This is a genomic window from Priestia flexa, assembly GCF_021441905.1.
GTDB lineage: Bacteria > Bacillota > Bacilli > Bacillales > Bacillaceae_H > Priestia > Priestia flexa.
Genome location: NZ_CP090431.1, coordinates 815,912 through 835,781, shown reverse-complemented (window position 1 = coordinate 835,781; position 19,870 = coordinate 815,912). Strand labels below are relative to the sequence as shown.

Here is a 19,870-nt window from a genome sequence, read left to right as displayed (position 1 = left end):
TGTCTATCTTTATCATACGATGTTTCACGGAGATTCTCTATGGAATTCGCTCGACAACTTATCCAACAATCATTCGTACAATTACAAGAAATGCGAAAAGCCCTAACAAAATCCACCAAATTCGCTTATGAATTGATACTTAAGAAAATAGACCTAAATAAAAAGAATGGCGAGGAGCCATTCTTTTTATTCCTATTGTAACGCTGCGTATTTTTCCACTCCGGTTGTGACGGCTTGAAGCATCCCTTCTAAGTAAGCCGGATTAGACAGCTTTTGATCTTCAGTTGGGTTTGTCATATACCCCATTTCAAGAAGTACAACCGGCACCGTAGACCAGTTAAAGCCCGTTAAGTCACTGCGGTAGCGAATGCCGTTTACTTTCATACCACTTTGCTTTTTTACTTCACTTACAATGAGAGTTGCTGCGCTTTCACTTTGTTTGGAGATTGCTTGCTTCTTGCTCGGAACGAGAACCCCAAAGCCGCTAACGTTTGGATTCTCGGCTCCGTCTGCGTGAAGCCGAATGACAAGGTCTGCTTTCTTTTCATTCGCCATCTCCGCTCGCTCTTTGTTGCTGATATCCACATCATGAGCTGAGCGCGTCAAATACACTTCAAACCCTTTTTCTGTTAGAAGCTCTTCAAGCAAAAAAGCCGCTTCTAAATTGAGCACATATTCAGGTTTTCTTGTCACGACCCCTGTTGTCCCGCCCGTTACCTTCATTTTCGTTTCGTTTGAATAAGGCGACACGCGCTCATGTGCCGTATTCGCTCGCGCTTGATGACCGGGGTCTAAATAAACAATAAACGACTTTTTGGTTGGCTGCTGCGCTTCTTCTTTTTTATCTACGACAGGCAGTTCTTTAGTTTTTAACTCCTTGGCTGGAATTCCTTCATAGCTTTCTTTAACAAGCTCATTATTGCTTTCTCTATCTACTCCAAGCATGAACGCCCAGGCCAGACAGACAAGCACAACAAGCAGTAGTGAATACCAACCTTTCATTACCTCCGTCCCTCTTCTTTCTTTAAAAGAGCAACGTTATACTCTTCGGTTTTACTGAGCTTAATATTGTTTGAGGAAGCGGGATAGTACCAGGACTTCGCATTAAAGTAGTTTTGCAAGTAGTCCGTTTCAAACACGTATCCGTAGCGCGCATAGATTTCGTTTCGCGCAATATATAACTCATGCTTACTAAGACCAGCTACCTCAGACACCGACAGCTCGCGACGGTCACTATCGGTAATAACATATTCCGAATAGCTCACAGGAGGTGCCGACGAACTAGAATCATCATAGTACACATACTCTTCATCAAACAAAACTAAGTTATCCTTTGACTCGCCTATTAAAATAGGAATCGAATACCCACACGAACCCGAATAATCGACAAGCACCGAAGAATTCATCGAGTACGGATATACGCCTAAACACTCCGTGCCTACGCTAATGTACAGAGACGCATTCACACGCGTTGCCAGCTCGTTGCTCACGCGATATACGTCTTTTCCCCACGCCTTTAGTGCACTCATCTCTCCTTTATCGTAAAGGGTAAAGAAGCGGTTTGCTACGGGCGTTCCAAGACGATCTGCGCTTATATAAAGCGTGCCGTTCACTTTATCATGTTCAATCTCCCAGCTATCAATAGAAAACGCTCCGCTGCTCCCCTTTACGGAAACGTTCGCAAGCTTCTTTTTGTAGTCATTTACAATATTCGTCGGCTTCGGAGCAGTGGGTGCTTTAGGTTCTTCTTCATCTTCAGCTACTTCTTTTACTTCCGGCGTTTCAGCTTCCGGTTTAGTTACGGGCGTAGTTTCATTAGAATTCTGTTGGCTCGTTACGTAATCATAGACAAAGTAACTAGCTCCTCCAAGCACAAGTAGAGTTGCGACCACAACCCATATCTTTAGCCAAGAGTTCGTTGATTTTGACTCTCGAGTTCCTTCTTGATTTCTTTGACGAGTTCCATCTACCATCGTTCCACAACTTGGACAAGCGACCGCATTTTCCGGCAGCTGCTTCCCACATTCTCTACAAAACGATCCCATCATCCCACTCTCCTTCATTACCACACTGTGTGTTTAAAATAGGATATCTTTTACTACGTACGATGACGAATGCTAGTAGTACCGTTAATGTATATGCTGGAAGCTTTTTTATAACCATTTATTTTTTATCATTACATAAAGAGATGAGTAGACATTATGATATGAATAGATGTTACCTTCGACTTCATTAAAAAAGCACCTTAACAAGATATTAAGATGCTTTTCCTCTCACTTAAAACAAGCCCAAAAACTTCGCTTTCTTCACACGCTCAGGAGGCAAGGTCTGTACGCCTTTGCCATCCACAATCGCAACGGCGTTTTCCATCAACATGTCGACCTTGCTGGCACCGTATGCTTTTTCGATTTGCTTATATGCTTTTGGAAGCGAGTATTTTTTATAGTTTGTAAGCGTCACGCCTGATGCAACAACGTGAGCGAGATTATGTTCTAAAAATTCAAAGGCCGCTTGCTTCACTTTTTTCCCATGTATGCCGATAATACTATCAGACGATATTTGCACAAGTGCACCCTGCTTCACCAGCTTATATAATTCTTCTTTATGCTCTAAGAAATAAGGGTGGCGTTCAGGCTCACTGATAATAGGAACAAGTTGATCAAGCTGCAATTCATAAATTAATGACTCCATATATACAGGCTTCTCTTGATGTGAGATATGTAGAAGCATATATTTGTTGTTGTCATTAATCGTTTGGAAGTTACCGCGAGACTCTTGAATAAAACGCTCGCTAATCGGTACTCTCCCTCCTGGCATAACACGGAGCGGGACGACACGCGACTCTAGCATATGGTTCATATCATCCAGATAACCAGGCTCTAATCCTTGTTCATTCGCAATAATGGTATGAATCCCATTTTCCGTTAAAAGCAACGCTGCTTCTTGAAAAGCTTTTGAGGCCCCAAGCTTTTTCGGTACAATATCCGTATATAAATCTATCATCTTTATCTTCTCCTCAGTGACACACTTTATTTAAATAAGTCTATCATAACGTCACTGTGCCACTCAAACGAAAAGAAGATTGATATAGTTTTCATTTTTCAGATCGATGAACTTAAAAGATACCAAGAAACTTTTCTTTTCGAATTCTCTCCGGCTGTTCCTTATAAATACTCTGCCCTGCCATAACCGATTCAGCATTTTCCATTAATAAATAAACGCTTCTTACACCAAAATGTCGTTGGACAACATCGTACGCTTTTGGAAGTGAATACTTCTGGTAGTTAGTCGCATGACATCCTGATGCCATTAAATGAACAAGTCCATGACGCAGAAGTAAATAAGCAAACCTTTTCGCCTGGGCTCCGTTGTATCCCATCAAGCTTTGAGATGAAATCTGCATAACCGCTCCTTTTTTCACCAATTTGTACACTGCATTTGGATTGTTCCTAAAATACGGATGACATTCAGGCTCATTAATAATAGGAATAATCTTTTTCAGTTGCAGCTCATACATCACTTGATCGATATATGTAACAAAATTCGTTCTTGGAAGTTGCAGTAATAAATACGCTCGGTCATCGTTAACAGTTAAAATATCATTGATATCATACGAATGGTGCACCATCGGCTGAAGTAGCGCTCGCTGCCCAGGAACGACATTTAATGGAATTTTTGTTTCTTTTAGAGAACGGTTAGCTACATGAACCCGGTTTAAAATCGTATCCCTCTCGAATCCAAAATCTTCGCCGTCGTAAAACGGACTTGTCATAATCGTCGTTACTCCCTCTGACACGAGCCTTCGACTCATCTTTAAGAACGTTTCGGTGTCAGAGGGACCTTTTTCTACATTAGGCAACAAAAGTACATTTAAATCAATCACTCAACCAGCCCCTATACAGTTTTATAAGCATATAGTACCATTTTATAGCCTAAATCAAGCAATAACAACAACTATAAATCGACATTTTACAACAAAAAAAAGGATAGCAGGATAATCCTGCTATCTTTTATGAAGCAACAAAATAGTTAATTAATGCTTCCGACCATACCTTGTGACCTTTGTCAGTTAGCGTACGTTGGTCCTCTGATAGGTACTCTAAAATCTCTTCACTCGTGTAATCTGGCCATGAACCCCAGTGATCTACGTACTCATATCCGTTCTTTTTAGAGAACGCTTCTAATTCTTTTGCTTCCTTCGGATAATTCGTTGCGTTGTAGATTGGCTGTGATGGTTGAAGGATTGTCACAACACCGTCAACCTCTTTTGTAATATGAGACATAATCACACTTAAATTATCAAGCGTGTTTTTAATACCTACTACGCCGTTATCATTTAACAAGAATGGTTCAAACAATAACACATCAGGATCAGCTTTTACGATATCTTCATATGTATTACCACGAACAAACTCAAGAGTATTCATTCCCTCATACTCATATACCGTCACGTCAATTAACGACGAACCATACGTTTTATCAAGCTCCGCTTTTAACAGCATGGGCCAGCTATTTTCATCCTTTGACATTGCTTGTGAACCCACAATCATAAGATTCATTGGCTCTCCTGTTTCAGACGCTTGTGCTAGTTTATCGACAATCGAATCCGGTAAATTAGACGTATATAACTCCCAGCTTCCTCCTGAAACAGCTTTTGACTCGCTACTATCTGACGTACTTTTTTCCTGAGAAGCCGGCGCCGCGGACGTATTGGAGTCCCAGTAGATCTTCCCAGCTACAATCGTTGCAATAAGCACAATGATTGCTAAAATATTCACAAATACTTTCATATTCTAACTCCCTTGCTAATTCTTTCTTGCCTTTCCTTTCTATTATAATATAAATTTTGACGAATTTTTATAAAAAATGATTAAATTTGTCATTTTTTTTGGTAAAATAAAAGAATACGTGTGTATTTTGTCACAGAACAAAAGGCGTAATAATAAACAAGAAAAGGAAGATACATTTATATGGAACAAGAACGCAGACGCAGAAAGCGTAAATCCAAAAAAGGATTTAAAATCGCTCTTTCTATCATTCTATTATTGATTATTGGTATTGGAGTTTACGCTTTCTCAGTCTATAGCTCCGTAACGAACACATTAAACAGAACGCATGAACCGTTATCTCGTGAAAAATCAGAAAAGCGTGGCCAGCAAGTCAACCTAGACAGCCGCGATCCAATTTCCGTTTTACTACTAGGAACAGATCCTCGTGGTACAGAACGTGGACGCTCAGACTCACTAATTCTTATGACGGTAAACCCAGACAAAAAATCAGTCAAAATGGTCAGCATCCCGCGTGACACAAAGACTGAAATTATCGGAAAAGGAAAAGAAGATAAAATCAACCACGCCTATGCATTCGGCGGTGTCGATATGTCGATTAAAACTGTTGAGAACTTCTTAGATGTACCGATTGATTATTATGTACAGGTTAATATGGAAGGATTTAAAGATATTGTAGATGCAGTTGGTGGCGTAACGGTGAATAATAACTTAGATTTCACTTACGAAGGTCACCACTTTACAAAAGGAACGCTTGATTTAAATGGAGAAGAAGCCCTAAAGTATTCACGCATGCGCTATGAAGATCCACGAGGTGACTTTGGTCGTCAAGAACGTCAACGTCAAATTATTCAAGGCGTTATCAATGAAGGAGCAAGCATGAAATCTCTTGCAAACTACGGAAGCATTTTAGATGCAATTGGCGATAACGTAAAAACAAACTTAACGTTTGAGGAAATGAAAGATGTTCAAGCAAACTATAAGGACGCTCGCCACGACCTAGAGCAGATTCAACTTGAAGGAACAGGCGGAAAAGCAAGCAACGGAGTTTACTACTATCACGTATCAGAAGAAAATCGCACACAAGTGTCGAATCTATTAAAAGAACATTTGAACCTAAACTAATAGAGTAAGGAAGCTGAACAAAAGTCAGCTTCCTTCTTTATTATACAAATTATACAAAAATACCCACGCCGCTATGTTTGTAAACATAGCGGCGTGGGTATAAATACATTAATTGGCACCGTAATAATAGTAGTAGTTGCTTCCTTCTTCCACTTTACGGTTGTTTAACACAACGCCAAGTAGCTTACCGTTCGCGTTAATAAGAACTTCTTTTGCTTTTTGCGCAGCTTCTTTATCCGTTTTGCCACTGCTGACAACAAGAATTGTACCATCAACCTGGTTAGCTAAAATTTGTGAATCCGTTACTGCAAGAGCTGGAGGCGTATCAAAGATCACCATATCAAACTCACGCTTCATTTCAGCTAACACTTCTCCCATATACTTAGAGCCTAAAAGCTCAGATGGGTTCGGTGGAATTGGACCACTCGTTAAGATATGTAAGTTCGGTACCTCACATTCTTGTACAGCTTGTTCCAACGTAGATTGTTTTGTTAACACGTTGGTAAAACCAATGTGGTTCTCTAAGCGGAACGTATAGTGAGCCGTCGGCTTACGTAAATCCGCATCAATTAACAATACCTTTAAGCCTTGCTGAGCGTAAACGGTTGCCAAGTTAGCAGACGTTGTAGACTTTCCTTCTCCAGGTCCTGTTGACGTTAAAAGAATGGACTTAATATTCTCGTCTGCATTAGAGAACTGAACGTTTGTACGAATCGTACGATACTGCTCAGCAACAGGGTCTTTCGGACTATTATGAGCGAGTAAACGGCGTTTTAGCGTTAATAGCTTATCATTCTTTGCATCTTTTGCTTTACGAGCCAAACGTCTCACCTCGCGTTCTTTGTGCACGTCCCATTGGTTCAGTCTGACGAACCGTTGCTTTTGGTACATCTTTAATGTTAGTAATAATACCAATAACAGGGAGCTCAAGAATTTGTTCGATGTCTTGCTCTGTTTTTAACGTGTTATCTAAGTATTCAAGTAGGAAAGCTACTCCGACACCAATCATTAATCCAACAACAATTGCAATTGCAATGTTTAGTAACGGCTGTGGCTTTACAGGAGCGATATCTTTCCCTACTTCTGCTTTTGATAAGATATTCACGTTATCCACATTCATTAACTTTGAAATCTTGCTTTGAAATACTTCAGCCGTTGTGTTGGCAATCTTGGCTGCCATATGTGGTGATTCATCTTGAACTGTTAAGTCAACAACTTGAGAATCTTTAGCGCTGCTCACTTGGATTTGTTCTTTTAACTGAGCAACAGAGCGATCTAGATTCAGTTCTTCTCTTACAGTATCTAAAATAACAGGACTTGTAATAATTTGATTATACGTATTAATCAACTGAATGTTCGTTTGCACCTCAGTGCCAGTATACAATTGTTGATCAGACTTTGCTTGATTTACAAGAATTTGCGTTTGAGATTGATAGATTGGTGTTAATACAAAAAAGCTAATAACTGCGCTAATAATCGCAGCAATTATTGTAATTAAACCAATAAGCCAAAGACGCTTTTTCAATGTCTGAAACAATTCTTTCAAACTAATTGTTTCTTCCATGATGACCTCCGAATACTTAATAGAATCAAAAATAATACAAATTCTATTATAATAGACATAGATATATTTATCTATATCGTTTTTACAATATTATTAAATATTTGTTGCTATTTGGTGTAGCTGTATACTCCCTCCACCCTTAATATCTCTAGAGATGGAGAAGTATTTCAAGCTTTTATGCCAATTAATTGGTTAACTAAAGACATGACTTCTCCCTGCAAGCTCTCTAACAACTCTTGACTATTTATAAGTGATTGACCTTTTACAGCAAAATAAAACTTCGCTTTTGGCTCCGTTCCAGATGGACGAACCGTAAACCAAGAGCCGTCTTCTAAATGAAACTTCAGCACGTTTGACGTAGGCAACTGAATGCTTTCTACCTTACCATCAAGTAGATTTGTTTTTTCATTAGATTGATAGTCTTCAACCGCTACTACTTTCACTCCAGCTACTTCTTTTGGTGGGTTATCACGAAATGCTGAAAGAATGCCTGCAATTTGCTCTGCTCCGTCTTTTCCTTTTAGAGTAAGCGATTCTAATGACTCTTTGTAGAAGCCATACGTTTCAAAAATTTCTAGTAACCCATCATACAATGACTTTCCTTGCGCCTTATAAAAAGCTGCCACTTCAGCAGCAAAAATAGCTGATTGAACGGCATCTTTATCGCGCACAAAGTCACCTATTAAATAGCCGTAGCTTTCTTCATACCCAAACTGGAACGTATGCGACTTTGTTTGCTCAAACTCATTAATCTTTTCACCGATAAATTTAAAGCCTGTTAGCGTATCAATCGTTTCTAAACCAAAGCTAGATGCAATGGCACGACCAATTTCAGACGTAACAACTGTCTTCACAACTACGCCGTTTTCAGGAAGAAGACCTTTTTCTTTCTTTTGTGACAGTAAATAGTGAAGCATCAATGCACCCATTTGGTTACCTGTTAGCACAACGTATTCACCACTTGAATTTTTAACCGCTACTCCTAAACGATCTGCATCAGGGTCGGTACCCATTAGAAGATCTGCATCGATTTCTTTCCCGTATTGAATTGCAAGCTCAAACGCTGCGTGTTCTTCGGGGTTTGGTGACTTGACTGTCGAAAAATTAGGATCCGGTAGCTCTTGTTCTTTTACAACCGTTACGTTTGTAAATCCAAAAGCTGCTAAGCCGTCGCGAACTGGCTTATTTGCCGTACCATGTAGCGGTGTAAATACAATCTTTAGCTCACTGCCTACGTTTTCAACAAGCTCACGATTCAGTTGAATCGTTTGTAAGGCTCCAACATATGCTTGATCTATTTCTTCACCAATGTAAGATAACAGGCCTTGTTCAAGAAGTTCTGCTTCTTCTAATATCGGCACCGTTAGTTCATTTTCTACTGCGTTGACGTAAGAAATAATTGTATCCGCTGCTTGGGGTGGAATTTGTCCGCCGTCTTCACCGTATACCTTATAACCGTTATACTCCGGTGGATTATGGCTAGCTGTAATCACAATGCCTGCAAATGCTTGTAAATGACGTACTGCAAACGATAGCTCAGGTGTTGGACGTAGCTCATTAAAGATGTATGTCTTAATTCCGTGCTTTCCTAATACCTTGGCTACTTCTAAAGCAAATTCAGGTGACTTGTGGCGAGAATCATAAGCAACCACGACTCCACGCTTCTTTGCACTTTCACCATTTTCATCAATATAACGAGCAAGTCCTTCTGTTGCTTTACGAACCATATAGATATTTAAGCGGTTTGTGCCTGGTCCAAGCTCTCCGCGCATGCCGCCTGTTCCAAACTCAAGATTTTTGTAGAACGCATCTTCTGCTGCTTTTTCGTTCTCTTTCATTTTATTTAGTAAACCTTTTAACTCACTATCTAATTGCTCAAACGTTAGCCATTTCTTTAGCTGTTCCTGCCACATGCTGCTGTGTGCCTCCTTTATGATTTGGATGAGATGCAATGATAGATAATTGACCTTCTATTTCGAATGTTTCAACTCCATTAGGGAGAAGAAAGTGATCACCTTTTTGTAAAGCAAATTCACCTTCGCTTGTAATTAACGTTCCAATTCCTTCAATTACGCTTCCTAGAGTGAAGGGACCATCTTGAACTAGTTCAGCTCTTGATTCGATATCCCATTTATAGACTGTAAAGTAGTCTTCTTCTACAAACGTTGTAATTGTCGATCCGTTCATTTTAGCCAGAGTTGGCTCTACCTTTGTAGCCGTGTGAGGGACCGTTGTGACTTCAATAGCTTTTTCAATATGAAGCTCACGTAGTTCTCCATCTTGTCCCACGCGGTCGTAGTCATAGACGCGATACGTCGTATCTGAGCTTTGCTGTGTTTCAAGAACGAGTGTTCCTTTACAAAGTGCGTGAATTGTTCCGCTTGGTACATAGAAAAAATCACCGGGTTTAATTTTCACACGCTGCAATAAATCATCCCAATGACCTTCATTAATCATTTGAATAAACTCTTCTTTTGACTTAGCGTGATGACCAAAAATCATATCCGCATCCTCATCACAATCAATAATGTACCAACATTCCGTTTTACCAAGCTCACCAAATTCATACTCTTTTGCATACTCATCGTTTGGATGAACCTGTACCGATAAATCATCGTTAGCGTCTAAAATTTTCGTTAAAAGCGGGAATCGATCACTCTCAAAGTGCCCAAACAAATCAGGACGCTCTGTCCATAGTTCTCCTAGCGTTTTGCCTTCAAAATCTCCGTATCGTACTATGCTTTGTCCATTTGGGTGCGCAGAAATAGCCCAGCACTCACCCGTTTGGTTAGATGGAATTTGATAGCCGTATGTATCACTTAGTCGGGTTCCACCCCAAATTCTTTCTTGAAATAATGGCTTTAAAAAAATGGGTTGCTTCACCTATTTACATCTCCTCTTATCTTTCCTTTAATGAAACTGTTAAAAATGTATGTAATGTCTCACCGGGTTTTACATATTGAATATCTTCTTTTGTATTTAATGCATTAGGCTTAGCCATCCATGGTTCTACACAAAGAAACTCTTTTCCAGGTTCAGACCACAACGCCATATAGTTAAACTCTTTACTGTACTTTAAGAACAATGACTGCTTCTGATTAATAGGAAATCTAATCTTTGGTTCTCTCGAGTCCAATAGAATAAGTGCTTCTTGTGTCTTTGTTAAATCTAAGTTACTAGCTATTTCTTTTACCTTGTGATCATTTACATCTAAATACTTCTTAGCATCTGTAATCAAAGCGATGTCTTTATTTTCAACTTTAAAATATGGGTGAAAACCAGCATAAAAAGGCATCATCTTATCTGAAATATTCTTATAAGACTGATGCATAATAAATTCGCCTTCACATATCTCAAATGTAAATGTCAAATGAAAATGAAATGGATATTGACTATAAGTATCTTGATTACTTATCAGCTCAAGAGTAATAAATTTATTGGGCTCATCCACATTATTCACTGTCCAAGGCATATTTCGAGCAAAGCCATGATTTTTCATCGTAAATATTTCATTATCTATCTGATACTGATTATTTTCTAGTCGATCACAGATAGGAAATAAAATGGGGATACCACCACGAACATTAATCGTTTCATCATAAAAAGTTTCCTCGTTGAGGTATAGAATTTCCTGGCCGTGTAAGCCGATACTAGTTACTAATCCACCGCGTTCAGGCGAAATTTTAAACCACGAATTTGTTTTCTCTTCTTGAATTTCATATATAGAAAAATGAGGCATGAATTTCCTTCCTTTATATCAAACAAAAAAGCAGGCAAAGTACCTGCTTTTCTACATTATTATGCTCTTTTTACACCTAATACGTTCTCTTCAATTTCTTCCCACGTCATATATAAACGAACAATATCTTCCTCAATTAATTGAGTTCCAGTTTGAACTTCAATAATCTCTAAATCAGTTGTTGCTCTAATAGCATGCTTTTCTCCAGCTTGAACTTGTAATACATCTCCAGGTTTTACGGTACGTATTTCATCGTTTAGAATAAATTCGCCTTCACCTTTAATGATTGTCCACACCTCGTCACGATAATCATGAAGCTGGTAGCTTAAATTCTTTCCAGCAGCTATACCGATACGCTTAGTTAAAACTTCTTTATCTTCTTCAAACTTTGTGTAATCAAGTACTTTATACCATCCCCAACGACGCTCTTCATACATTGGGCGATTATCAAAGGCTCCAACTAACTCTTTAATCCGAGGGCTTGCTTCTTTATCAGAGACAAGGATACCATCAGGACTAGCTGCTACAACTAAATTAGAACCACCTAAAACTGTAACAGGGATATCTAACTCATTAATTAAGTGAACATTTTCACTATCTTCACTAATAACACCCTTACCAATTTGCTTAGTTGCCATCTCTTCCGTTAACGTATTCCATGTTCCAAGGTCCTTCCAATACCCATCGTATGGAAGCGCTACAATGTTTTTTGTTTTTTCAACTACTTCATAGTCGAAGCTAATTTTAGGTAGCGTTGCATATTGCTTTAACAATTCTTCATATTGAGTAGGAAGCCCCTTCTCTTCTAGAATTGAAATTACGTAGCCTAACTTAAAAGCAAATACGCCACAGTTCCAAAGCGCTCCATCTTGAATTAACGCACTTGCTACTGCTTCAGAAGGCTTTTCAGTAAAGCGCTGAACTGGCAGACAGTCTGTTTCACTTTGGCTTACTGTTGGTACAATATATCCATATTTAGAAGAAGGATATGTTGGAGTTACACCAATTAACGCTAAATCCGCACCACTATCTTGTACCGCTGTCTCTAAGTCTTTAACACGACTGAAAAACGCATCATCAACATATGGATCAACTGGTAAAATAGCAACAACTTCATCTAAGCTTGATTCTTTAACGCTATATACATAAGAAGCTGCCAGCGCAATAGCTGGAAACGTATCACGACGACAAGGCTCAATAATTAAGCCAGCTTGATTATCAAGCTGGCTTTTGATCATGTCCTCTTGTGATTTTCCTGTTGCAATTACAGTTGATTCAGCTAATCCTACGTTAGAAATTTGATTCCATACTCGTTGGACCATAGATTGCAAATTTGACTCTTTATCTTCCAAGACTTTCAAAAATTGTTTTGAGCGTGAATCATTTGATAATGGCCATAATCTTTTACCAGATCCTCCAGATAGTAAAACTAGTTTCATTTTTACACCTACCTCTTCATTTTATTTCTCTATAAACATCTACTATTTTCCGATTCATAATATCACTTGTGAAATGATTATTGAAATATGTGTAACCGTTTATTCCTTTATTTTCTAACTCTTCTTTATTTATATTTTTTAGAATATCATGTAAGCTATCCAGACGATTTAGCGAAAAGACATAGCCGTTATCATGACTGGCTAAATCAGGAAGTGCACCTCTATCGCTAACAATTATTGGCTTACAATTTTTCATTGCTTCTACCGCAACTAATCCAAACCCCTCCCACCTAGAAGGGATAATGATTGCATCAAATAATTCATAATATGAATCAAGCTTTTCGTTATCAACCCAACCAATATGAGTAACAGAAATAGGAATTTCAATATCGCTATTGCTTAACACACTATCTCCAATGACATATAGTTGAATATGATCTAGTTTATACTTATTAAGGAATTTAATAAGTATATCTAATCCTTTCTGTCGATCAAACCTTCCAACAAATAGCAGATTAATTTTAGAATCATCTAAAGCCAAATTAGGTTCACTGCCTTTTCGGACTGCTGTACTAATACCATTGTTAACTAGAACTAACTGATTTTTTGGAAAACCAAAGTTTACTGATTCTCTATGTTCATTTAGAGATATATTTATAATCTTGTCTGTTTTAATAGTTAGAAATCTCTCTACAGCTACAAACATCCTTTTCTTTAACGACGATAATTCCATTAAAAAAGCCCAGCCGTGAGAACAGTAAATAACCTTATATTTTTTCCTTTTCCAAAACAAAGGAAGCCTTACAAACACACCAGCAAATGTACTATGAACATGTATAATATCTGGTTGTACCATATCAATCGCTTTCTGGATTTGGTGAATAGCCTTCCATACATTTGACAAGCTTCTTTCATATTCATAAAAAATCATGTTCTTCTCTGGTAAAGCAAAGTCCTTATCAGAATTCGTATTACTAGCCACCAAATAAATATCATCAATCTCATAAGATTGTTTTTGATAGTTAATAACTTCTTTTACATATGTGGCTACTCCGCCTTTTACATACTCTCCTATGTGCATCACTTTCACAGGTGTAAATCTCCTTTCATAAAAAGAGCCCCGTCAACTCTTTACTCTTTTTATGCTTGCAGTGATTTAGTATATTGAATTAATTGATTGGCTGCTGTCTGCCAAGAAAATTTCCTAGCTTGCTGCAACCCTTTTTCTTTTAAGTCTTGCTTCACAGAATCATTATTCATTACATACTTGATCTTTTCAGCTAACTCACTTGGATTATGTGGATTAAAATAAATCGCTGCTTCTCCAGACACTTCTGGCATTGGTCCCATGTTCGAAACAAGTACAGGGCATCCGGTTGACATCGCTTCAAGTGGGGGTAACCCAAACCCTTCATAGATAGAAGGAAAAACAAAACAACCTGCATTCATATATAAAGCCTTAAGCTCTTCATCTGTAATATAACCGACTTGTTTGATACTTTCATTGTTAATATCAATCTGGTTAAATACTTTTAGGTCTGTACCTCCAGCAATAACAATTTCAAAGTCTTGCTCTCCTAAATAGGTGGTAGCATCCACTAACGCTTTAAAATTTTTATTGGGGTTCATACTGCTAACAGCTAAGATATATTTTTGTCTTTTCAAATCAAACTTTGAAAGAATATTTTCATCTGGTTGAATTAAATCGAAATGTTCTTTCCCTTCTGAAATTAGTTCTAACTTCTCTGTATTAATATTTAAATGTTTAATAAGCTCTTCTTTAGAAAACTCAGAAATTGTTAATATTTTTTTTGAAAATAGATTAAAAAATGTAAACATTGTCTTATACCATACTCTGAATACTTTAGAAAAGCCATGAGGGGCACTGTAAACTGCTGTATCATGAATAACAACAATCTGATTTGTTTTTAAGATTGGACCCGTATTACACAAGTTAATAAGAGGGGCAGACTTTACATATTTAGGAAGATCTAATTGTTCCCATTTATGACCTGTAGATTTACCGACTTTTATAATATTCACGTTAGTAAATTGATGAGTACTCACATAGTTTGAAGGTACTAAAATATTAAAACTTATTTCTTTCTGTTTATCTAGACATTTAATAATTTCTAAAGCAAATCGCTGTACTCCCGTTAATCTTTGAGTTAAAAAGCGTCCATTTATATATATCTTCATCTCATTACTCCTGTTCAGAACTTAAAAACAAAATAAATTTTCCTTAAATTCTTCATTTCGTAATATTAGATTCTTCTTTAAAAAAGCTTTTAGCTTGATCTAAAAATCTAATAATTTCAGTTTTATTTAACATTTCTGATTCATGGGCCTTACTCGTTGTAACTTGCTTGATTAAATCTAAACCTTTTAATTTCGAATCTTCATTTCTAGGAATAACATGCGTATGCAAATGCCTTACTACTTCACTAATCGTCACTGAATACACACGATCAGCTTTTATAGATACGTGCAAAAATTTGTCTAATGTTTTTAATGCGAAAATATGCTCAGAAAGTTCTTCAAAAGTTAGATTGCTCCAATTTTCTACATGTCTTTTAAATTGAATGCAAAAATAACCCTTAACAGGTACAGTTAAGGGTCCATGTTTCACTATAATATTTTCAGTTTCATGAATTACATAAGGATTGTTGACATATTGTTCTCTACATATAAGACATTCTTTCATCTTTTTAACTAAATCCTCTCTTACTGAATAACTTTTTGGTCATTAAATAAAAAATCGTTAATTAGTTTCTCCAAGTTGGTTTCATTACTTAATACCTTTTCTATCATTTCTCTTACGGCACCATTGCCTCCAGTTTTTTGTGTAACAAAATCAACTGAACTTTTCACTATATCAACAGCATTACTAGGAGCACAGGAAATACCAACGCAATTTAAAATTGGAATGTCATTGATATCATCGCCCATATAACAGACTTCTTCCATTTTTATATTTATTTCCTCTACCAAATTAGCTAATACTTCTAGCTTGTTACTAATGCCTTGGAATACATAACTTATTTTAAGCTCTTTACTTCTCATAGCGACAGATTCAGACTGTCGCCCTGTAATTATAGCTGTTTTAATACCGGCATAATGTGCCAAAGTAATACCCATACCATCTTGAGCATTAAACCTTTTATACTCAAGATTATTTGTTCCAAGGTACAAGCTTCCATCAGTCATTACACCATCAACATCTAATACAATCAGCTTAATTTTTTTCATCAAATTAAATCCCCATCTTTACTACATCTTGAATATGAATCATACCTATAGGTTGTTGATTGTTATCAATAACAGGTAATACATTCACTTTACTATCTTCCATGATTTTCAGTGCCTCTGCAGCTAACAAATGTTTCTGAATAGTAATTGGCTTCTTATTGTATAACGCATTTACTTTTTCATCTAAAATGTTTTTTTCTTTAGCCAAACCTCTACGAATATCACCATCTGTTAAAATACCTTTTAACTCGTGATTCTCATTGACAATATTAATAGCCCCTAACCCATACTCTGTCATTTTAAAGATAATATCTTTAACTTTACTAGTTTCTTTTGCAATTGGGTTTCGATTATTTACTAACATAATATCCTCAACAGTTAATAATAATTTTTTTCCGAGGGTTCCACCTGGATGAAAAAGTGCAAAATTTTCAGCTTTAAAGTTTCTAGCTTTTAATAACGCAATAGCTAGTGCATCACCAATTACAAGAGTCAAGGTTGTACTAGTAGTGGGAGCAAGCCCTAATGGACAAGCTTCCTCTACAATTCCATAACTTAATACTAAATTAGAACGATCTGCTAAAGTCGAGTTAATATTTCCAACTAAGCTAATAATCTTAGCTCCAATTCTTTTTATAGAAGGTATAGTTTTTAAAACTTCCTCAGTTTCACCACTATTAGAAATGGCTAGTACAATATCATCTTTGGTTACCATACCTAAATCTCCATGTAAACCTTCAGCTGGATGTAAGAAAAACGAGGGTGTCCCCGTACTAGATAATGTTGCGGCAATTTTTTTCCCTATTAACCCTGATTTTCCAATCCCAGTTACAATTACTCTACCTGTACAGTTTACAATAAAGTTTACACATTCATTAATTTGTTCACTTAAGTAATCTTTTTTACTTAAAATGGCTTGGGCTTCCGTATCAAGAACGTCAGCAATAGTGGTTTTAAAGTTTAATTTCAAATGTAAAGAAGACATTTAATAACTCCTTTCAAGCTCTTTACTTATCGCTTAATAATCTCATCTATTTCTTTAATTGGCTTTAAAACCTCTTCTAATTCATTTAATTTAATCATGTTAGGTCCATCAGATAATGCGTTATCAGGATCAGGGTGAACTTCAGTAAATAGTGCATCTATACCAGTAGCTACTGCAGCTCTTGATAAATATGGAACAAACTCACGCTTACCACCTGTACTTGTTCCGTTTCCTCCAGGAATTTGAACACTATGAGTCGCATCAAATACAACTGGAGCCCCAAGCTCTTTCATAGTAGGTAAGGAGCGCATATCTACTACTAAATTGTTATATCCAAAAGTACTTCCTCGCTCTGTCAGCAAGACTCTCTCACAACCTGACTCCTTTAATTTCACTACAACATTTTTCATATCCCATGGTGCTAAGAATTGACCTTTTTTCACATTAACAATTTTGCCTGTCTTAGCAGCCGCTACTAGTAAATCAGTCTGGCGACATAGAAATGCAGGGATTTGGATAATATCTAGAACTTCTCCAGCCATTTGAGCTTGCGATACATCATGAATGTCAGATGTAACAGGCACATTAAATGTCTCTTTTACTTTTGATAAAATCTCTAATCCCTTCTCAATACCAGGTCCTCTATCTGAATAAATAGATGAACGATTAGCTTTATCAAAAGATGCTTTAAATATAAAAGGAATATTTAACTTTTTAGCAACTTCTTGAATAGCACCTGCTGTTTCAAAAACTAATTCTTCACTTTCAATCATACAAGGACCCGCAATTAGTACAAATGGATTATTACCACCAAATATAATTTCATCATTTAACTTCACTATTTTTGACATATATTATTTTCCTCCAATATTTTTTCGATTCGTTTAATATCTTCAGGAGTATCAACTCCAATAGATTCATAATTAGTTTCTAAAACTTTAATTTTATACCCATTCTCTAAAAGCCTAAGTTGTTCTAACATTTCTGTTTGTTCATAATTAGATTTAGGTAGGGTTACAAAATTCTGCAGTATATCTTTCGGATAACAATAAATCCCTAAATGCTTATAATATATAATTTCATCATTAGATCGATTATAAGGAATTGGTGATCTAGAGAAATAAATAGCATCTTTATTTAAGTTACTGATTACTTTCACAACATTTGGATTTGAGATATCTTCCAAATCATTTATTACCTTTTTAGCCGTTATTACTGCGTCTGTATTTAATTTAGATTGTTCAACAATTTCTTCTACTAGTTTAGGATTAATTAATGGCTCATCACCTTGTACGTTTAAAAAAATATCACCGTCGATTTTCATTGATACTTCAGCCATACGATCCGAACCCGATTCATGTGTTTCCTTAGTCATTATAGCTTCTCCACCAAAAGACTTTACCAAATTATAAATCTTTTCATGATCTGTAGCTACAACTACTTTATCAATGTTTTTGACACCACTGACTTTTTCGTAAACATGTTGAATCATGGGCTTGTTTGAAATTAATGCTAATGGTTTACCTGGAAAGCGGCTAGAACCATAACGTGCTGGAATTACAGCAATTACTTTCATTATGCGTTGCTCCTTTAGTAAATTTATAAACCACTAAAACTTTTATTTTTAAATAATTTACCAGTTGAAATTTTAAATAATATATATCCTGTTAACAATATAAATACAATGATATAAAACCTCCAGAATGATGAGGTTATATGGAACATCGAAATAAGAGTATAAAGTATTGTGTTTGAGTAAAGTAAAGTATAATTTATATCGCGTTGCCTATTTATAATGGTTTTTATTTTTACGTCTGTATATCTTAATACATAACCAGTAATAAACCCTATAGCTGCAACTCCAATATAACCAAAATTAAAGAATGCTTCTCCGAATTTACCTGGTCGCAGCCCCGCATGTATATCTGGATCTAAACCTACCATATTACTCGTATATACACTAATAGACCAAATCTCTCTTAGCTCAGAAATACTTCTAGGGACAAATGCAAAAAAAGCAGCTAAATAACTTTTACCATTAATATAGTTTTCATCCCAATAGGTTAATATCCATGCAAAGTCTCTAATATCAGAAAAGTTATTCCCGTATAATATTTTACTACTAAATGTACTAATAGAGTTTAGAAATGAGTAGTTTCCAGCTCTTAAGTCTCCTAGATACAAGATTAATAATAGTGAAAATCCTCCGAATATTATCAATTTCAAAAGTCTTAATTCTAATTTTTTAGCAATAAAATATATAAATAATGCATTTAAAATAGGCCAGACTATAGAAGTTCTAGAACCACTGAAGAATAGAAAGAATATTAAAACTAATAAACTAAGTAACATATTATTTTTTTTAACATCCAGATATCTTATTATCATAAAAGTCACAACAAATGGAACCATAGACACCATTACAAAATTAAATAACGGTCTTAAAGAGGTATCTCCCATAACATAAGATCGAAAGTTGAAACTAAAACCATAGCTACTAATTACCTTTAAACTAATATATGTCATTAAAAATATTGATACTATGTATAAAATTTTTAAAAAGTATTTGTTTTTTAAACTAAAATATATTAGTTCACTAGTAATGTTGTTAGTTTTTTCAACTATAGAATACATAATGGTTTTTCTATAAGAAAAATCATGATAATATAAACCTAAATATACAAAGATATAGCCTATCAAAGTAATAATATACGCTTTATCTACATTATCTCTAACTAAAAGAAAAACATTTCCTATTGTATCGAGATTTTTTAATGATGCTGAAAAAGGGTATATTATTATATATGGTAAGAGAAAACTTATAAATATATTTAAGTGCCAAAAATCGACTTTAAACCCTCTCTTTATACACAAAAAATAGTAAGAAAGGCAAAAATGTATAATCACCATTATATTTAATATGATTAAATATTTATTAAATCGCAGTGCTCCATTAAAAACTTCTACAAAATCCATTTACTC

General features: G+C 36.1%; 20 protein-coding genes. 1 reads left to right on the top strand and 19 read right to left on the bottom strand.

The genetic code is table 11. The features are described 5' to 3' along the window. Positions 1–192: 192 nt before the first annotated feature. The 5 genes from LZP85_RS04170 to LZP85_RS04150 all read right to left on the bottom strand — a co-directional run bounded on the left by LZP85_RS04170 (position 193) and on the right by LZP85_RS04150 (position 4,790). Positions 193–1,002 carry an N-acetylmuramoyl-L-alanine amidase family protein gene (locus tag LZP85_RS04170; protein ID WP_234562040.1) on the bottom strand — a complete coding sequence of 270 codons (810 nt, stop codon included), beginning with the start codon at positions 1,000–1,002 and terminating at the stop codon, positions 193–195. Further along, positions 1,002–2,048 (bottom strand): YARHG domain-containing protein, encoded by a 1,047-nt coding sequence (locus tag LZP85_RS04165; RefSeq protein ID WP_182840862.1) that lies wholly within the window; start codon positions 2,046–2,048, stop codon positions 1,002–1,004. The genes LZP85_RS04170 and LZP85_RS04165 overlap by 1 nt, the downstream gene beginning before the upstream one ends. Before the next feature lie 229 nt (positions 2,049–2,277). Beyond that, positions 2,278–3,003, bottom strand: a complete 726-nt coding sequence (locus tag LZP85_RS04160; RefSeq protein WP_078990074.1) for a CpsB/CapC family capsule biosynthesis tyrosine phosphatase — start codon at positions 3,001–3,003, stop codon at positions 2,278–2,280. Positions 3,004–3,115: 112 nt separating this feature from the next. Then, positions 3,116–3,883 (bottom strand): tyrosine-protein phosphatase, encoded by a 768-nt coding sequence (locus tag LZP85_RS04155; protein ID WP_119543690.1) that lies wholly within the window; start codon positions 3,881–3,883, stop codon positions 3,116–3,118. Between the two features lie 127 nt (positions 3,884–4,010). After that, on the bottom strand, positions 4,011–4,790 hold the full coding sequence (locus tag LZP85_RS04150) for an SGNH/GDSL hydrolase family protein (RefSeq protein WP_206782211.1): 780 nt from the start codon (positions 4,788–4,790) through the stop codon (positions 4,011–4,013). A 180-nt stretch (positions 4,791–4,970) separates the two neighbouring features. Here LZP85_RS04150 and tagU point away from each other — a divergent pair, with 180 nt between their 5' ends. Next, a complete protein-coding gene (tagU, locus tag LZP85_RS04145) occupies positions 4,971–5,912 on the top strand; it encodes a polyisoprenyl-teichoic acid--peptidoglycan teichoic acid transferase TagU (protein ID WP_234562038.1) in 942 nt (313 codons plus the stop codon). Between the two features lie 108 nt (positions 5,913–6,020). Here the strand turns inward: tagU and LZP85_RS04140 are convergent, their stop codons facing one another. The 14 genes from LZP85_RS04140 to LZP85_RS04075 form a co-directional block, all read right to left on the bottom strand. Continuing rightward, a complete protein-coding gene (locus tag LZP85_RS04140; protein ID WP_234562036.1) occupies positions 6,021–6,734 on the bottom strand; it encodes a CpsD/CapB family tyrosine-protein kinase in 714 nt (237 codons plus the stop codon). Next, the gene (locus LZP85_RS04135) at positions 6,724–7,476 is read right to left on the bottom strand and encodes a YveK family protein (RefSeq protein WP_234562034.1); all 753 of its coding nucleotides are present in this window, start codon (positions 7,474–7,476) and stop codon (positions 6,724–6,726) included. Before LZP85_RS04135 ends, LZP85_RS04140 begins: the two co-directional genes overlap by 11 nt. A 167-nt stretch (positions 7,477–7,643) precedes the next feature. Beyond that, positions 7,644–9,389, bottom strand: coding sequence for a phospho-sugar mutase (locus LZP85_RS04130; protein ID WP_234562032.1), 1,746 nt, complete (start codon positions 9,387–9,389; stop codon positions 7,644–7,646). Next, positions 9,352–10,359, bottom strand: a complete 1,008-nt coding sequence (manA, locus tag LZP85_RS04125) for a mannose-6-phosphate isomerase, class I (RefSeq protein ID WP_234562031.1) — start codon at positions 10,357–10,359, stop codon at positions 9,352–9,354. The genes LZP85_RS04130 and manA overlap by 38 nt, the downstream gene beginning before the upstream one ends. A gap of 16 nt (positions 10,360–10,375) precedes the next feature. After that, positions 10,376–11,215 carry an aldose epimerase family protein gene (locus LZP85_RS04120; protein ID WP_234562029.1) on the bottom strand — a complete coding sequence of 280 codons (840 nt, stop codon included), beginning with the start codon at positions 11,213–11,215 and terminating at the stop codon, positions 10,376–10,378. A 59-nt stretch (positions 11,216–11,274) separates the two neighbouring features. After that, positions 11,275–12,654 (bottom strand): sugar phosphate nucleotidyltransferase, encoded by a 1,380-nt coding sequence (locus tag LZP85_RS04115; protein ID WP_234562027.1) that lies wholly within the window; start codon positions 12,652–12,654, stop codon positions 11,275–11,277. A 16-nt stretch (positions 12,655–12,670) separates the two neighbouring features. Next, positions 12,671–13,735 carry a glycosyltransferase gene (locus LZP85_RS04110; RefSeq protein WP_234562232.1) on the bottom strand — a complete coding sequence of 355 codons (1,065 nt, stop codon included), beginning with the start codon at positions 13,733–13,735 and terminating at the stop codon, positions 12,671–12,673. 59 nt (positions 13,736–13,794) lie between these two features. Further along, positions 13,795–14,853, bottom strand: coding sequence for a glycosyltransferase family 4 protein (locus LZP85_RS04105; RefSeq protein ID WP_234562025.1), 1,059 nt, complete (start codon positions 14,851–14,853; stop codon positions 13,795–13,797). A gap of 52 nt (positions 14,854–14,905) precedes the next feature. After that, entirely contained in the window at positions 14,906–15,358 is a 453-nt protein-coding gene (locus LZP85_RS04100; RefSeq protein ID WP_234562023.1) for an HIT family protein, read from the bottom strand. 20 nt (positions 15,359–15,378) lie between these two features. Continuing rightward, positions 15,379–15,903, bottom strand: coding sequence for a KdsC family phosphatase (locus LZP85_RS04095; protein ID WP_234562021.1), 525 nt, complete (start codon positions 15,901–15,903; stop codon positions 15,379–15,381). A gap of 4 nt (positions 15,904–15,907) precedes the next feature. Beyond that, a complete protein-coding gene (locus LZP85_RS04090) occupies positions 15,908–16,888 on the bottom strand; it encodes a KpsF/GutQ family sugar-phosphate isomerase (RefSeq protein ID WP_234562019.1) in 981 nt (326 codons plus the stop codon). Positions 16,889–16,914: 26 nt separating this feature from the next. Beyond that, entirely contained in the window at positions 16,915–17,739 is an 825-nt protein-coding gene (gene kdsA, locus LZP85_RS04085) for a 3-deoxy-8-phosphooctulonate synthase (RefSeq protein ID WP_234562017.1), read from the bottom strand. Then, entirely contained in the window at positions 17,727–18,464 is a 738-nt protein-coding gene (gene kdsB, locus LZP85_RS04080; protein WP_234562015.1) for a 3-deoxy-manno-octulosonate cytidylyltransferase, read from the bottom strand. The genes kdsA and kdsB overlap by 13 nt, the downstream gene beginning before the upstream one ends. A 23-nt stretch (positions 18,465–18,487) precedes the next feature. Continuing rightward, positions 18,488–19,864, bottom strand: a complete 1,377-nt coding sequence (locus LZP85_RS04075; protein ID WP_234562014.1) for an O-antigen polymerase — start codon at positions 19,862–19,864, stop codon at positions 18,488–18,490. Between the last annotated feature and the right edge of the window lie 6 nt (positions 19,865–19,870).

What these genes read in the sequence shown, in the direction of transcription:
- LZP85_RS04170 (WP_234562040.1), bottom strand. Translation starts at nt 1,002, where the DNA reads ATGAAAGGTTGGTATTCACTACTGCTTGTTGTGCTTGTCTGTCTGGCC.
- LZP85_RS04165 (WP_182840862.1), bottom strand. Translation starts at nt 2,048, where the DNA reads ATGATGGGATCGTTTTGTAGAGAATGTGGGAAGCAGCTGCCGGAAAAT.
- LZP85_RS04160 (WP_078990074.1), bottom strand. Translation starts at nt 3,003, where the DNA reads ATGATAGATTTATATACGGATATTGTACCGAAAAAGCTTGGGGCCTCA.
- LZP85_RS04150 (WP_206782211.1), bottom strand. Translation starts at nt 4,790, where the DNA reads ATGAAAGTATTTGTGAATATTTTAGCAATCATTGTGCTTATTGCAACG.
- tagU (WP_234562038.1), top strand. Translation starts at nt 4,971, where the DNA reads ATGGAACAAGAACGCAGACGCAGAAAGCGTAAATCCAAAAAAGGATTT.
- LZP85_RS04135 (WP_234562034.1), bottom strand. Translation starts at nt 7,476, where the DNA reads ATGGAAGAAACAATTAGTTTGAAAGAATTGTTTCAGACATTGAAAAAG.
- LZP85_RS04130 (WP_234562032.1), bottom strand. Translation starts at nt 9,389, where the DNA reads ATGTGGCAGGAACAGCTAAAGAAATGGCTAACGTTTGAGCAATTAGAT.
- LZP85_RS04120 (WP_234562029.1), bottom strand. Translation starts at nt 11,215, where the DNA reads ATGCCTCATTTTTCTATATATGAAATTCAAGAAGAGAAAACAAATTCG.
- LZP85_RS04115 (WP_234562027.1), bottom strand. Translation starts at nt 12,654, where the DNA reads ATGAAACTAGTTTTACTATCTGGAGGATCTGGTAAAAGATTATGGCCA.
- LZP85_RS04110 (WP_234562232.1), bottom strand. Translation starts at nt 13,735, where the DNA reads ATGCACATAGGAGAGTATGTAAAAGGCGGAGTAGCCACATATGTAAAA.
- LZP85_RS04105 (WP_234562025.1), bottom strand. Translation starts at nt 14,853, where the DNA reads ATGAAGATATATATAAATGGACGCTTTTTAACTCAAAGATTAACGGGA.
- LZP85_RS04100 (WP_234562023.1), bottom strand. Translation starts at nt 15,358, where the DNA reads ATGAAAGAATGTCTTATATGTAGAGAACAATATGTCAACAATCCTTAT.
- LZP85_RS04095 (WP_234562021.1), bottom strand. Translation starts at nt 15,903, where the DNA reads ATGAAAAAAATTAAGCTGATTGTATTAGATGTTGATGGTGTAATGACT.
- LZP85_RS04090 (WP_234562019.1), bottom strand. Translation starts at nt 16,888, where the DNA reads ATGTCTTCTTTACATTTGAAATTAAACTTTAAAACCACTATTGCTGAC.
- kdsA (WP_234562017.1), bottom strand. Translation starts at nt 17,739, where the DNA reads ATGTCAAAAATAGTGAAGTTAAATGATGAAATTATATTTGGTGGTAAT.
- kdsB (WP_234562015.1), bottom strand. Translation starts at nt 18,464, where the DNA reads ATGAAAGTAATTGCTGTAATTCCAGCACGTTATGGTTCTAGCCGCTTT.
- LZP85_RS04075 (WP_234562014.1), bottom strand. Translation starts at nt 19,864, where the DNA reads ATGGATTTTGTAGAAGTTTTTAATGGAGCACTGCGATTTAATAAATAT.